Raw genomic sequence first — 1543 nt, 5'->3', positions numbered from 1 at the left:
CGCGCGTCTTGTCGACCTCACCACCTGTCAGACTCTCGTGGACGTGTCAGACCCACAGGTCACCGGGGTGGCCTGTGGGTCTGACGAGTCGGCGAGAGTCTGACAGGTTCGCCAGCTACCCGGTCGCCTCAGAAGCCGCTGTAGTTCGGCGACTCGACGGTCATCTGCACGTCGTGCGGGTGGCTCTCCTTGAGCGACGCCGAGGTGATGCGGATGAACCGGCCCTCGGCCTGCAGCTCCGGGACGGTCCGCGAACCCGTGTAGAACATCGTCTGGTGCAGACCGCCGATGAGCTGGTGCGCCACGGTGGCCAGCGGGCCCTTGTAGGCAACCTGACCCTCGATGCCCTCGGGCACGATCTTGTCGTCGCTCGTGACCTCGGCCTGGAAGTACCGGTCCTTCGAGTACGACTTCTTGCCGCGCGAGGACATGGCGCCCATCGAGCCCATGCCGCGGTAGGACTTGAACTGCTTCCCGTTCACGAGCACCAGGTCGCCCGGCGTCTCCTCACAGCCCGCGAACAGCGAGCCCAGCATCACGGTGTCGGCGCCGGCCACGAGGGCCTTGCCGATCTCGCCGGAGTGCTTGAGGCCGCCGTCGGCAATGACGGGCACACCGGCCGGCTTGCAGGCCAGCGACGCCTCGTACACGGCGGTGATCTGCGGCACGCCGACGCCGGTCACGACGCGGGTGGTGCAGATCGAGCCCGGCCCGACGCCGACCTTCACGGCGTCGGCCCCGGCGTCGACGAACGCCTGCGCGCCCTGGCGGGTGGCGACGTTGCCGCCGATCACCTGGACGTCCTTGGTGGCCGGGTCGGTCTTGAGGCGCTTGACCATGTCGATCAGCATGCGGACGTTGCCGTGCGCGGTGTCGGCGACGAGCACGTCGACGCCTGCCTCGATGAGCGCGGTCGCGCGCTGCCACGCGTCACCGAAGTAGCCGATCGCGGCGCCCACCATGAGGCGGCCCTGGCCGTCCTTGGACGAGTGGGGGAACTGCTCGGACTTCACGAAGTCCTTGACGGTGATGAGGCCGGTGATGCGGCCGTCCTGGTCGATCAGCGGCAGCCGCTCCAGCTTGTGCTTGCGCAGCAGCTTCGTGGCGTCGTCCCGCGAGATACCGGCCGGGCCGGTGATCAGCGGCTGGGGCGTCATCACCTCGTCCACCTTGGTGGTGGCCCACTCGGCGACGGGCGTGAAGCGCAGGTCGCGGTTGGTGACCATGCCGATGAGCTTGTTCTCGAGGTCGACCACCGGGAAGCCGGAGATCCGGAACTGGCCCGCGAGGGTGTCGAGCTCCTCGAGCGTGGCGTCCGGCCCGATCGTGACGGGGTTCGTGATGATGCCCGTCTGCGTGCGCTTCACGAGGTCGACCTGCTGGGCCTGGTCCTCGATGGAGAGGTTGCGGTGCAGGACGCCGAGACCACCCTGGCGCGGCCGGGGGGTGGCCCAGGGCGCCCGCGGGACCGGGGGCATAACCGCGGCCCGCCGCCGGAGACTTATCCGGATAAAACGGCGGCGGCGAGCCGGCGGGGTGAGTT

1 protein-coding gene is annotated in these 1543 nt (G+C 69.2%); it reads right to left on the bottom strand.

From position 1 onward, the window contains the following. Positions 1 to 128 precede the first annotated feature (128 nt). On the bottom strand, positions 129 to 1543 hold a 1415-nt coding region (gene guaB, locus ACFWE2_RS19895), incomplete at its 5' end, for an IMP dehydrogenase (protein WP_377225941.1).

Origin of the sequence: Promicromonospora sp. NPDC060271, assembly GCF_042726755.1 — a bacterium.
Classification (GTDB): Bacteria; Actinomycetota; Actinomycetes; order Actinomycetales; family Cellulomonadaceae; genus Promicromonospora.
This window is presented reverse-complemented; position numbering and strand designations above follow the sequence as displayed.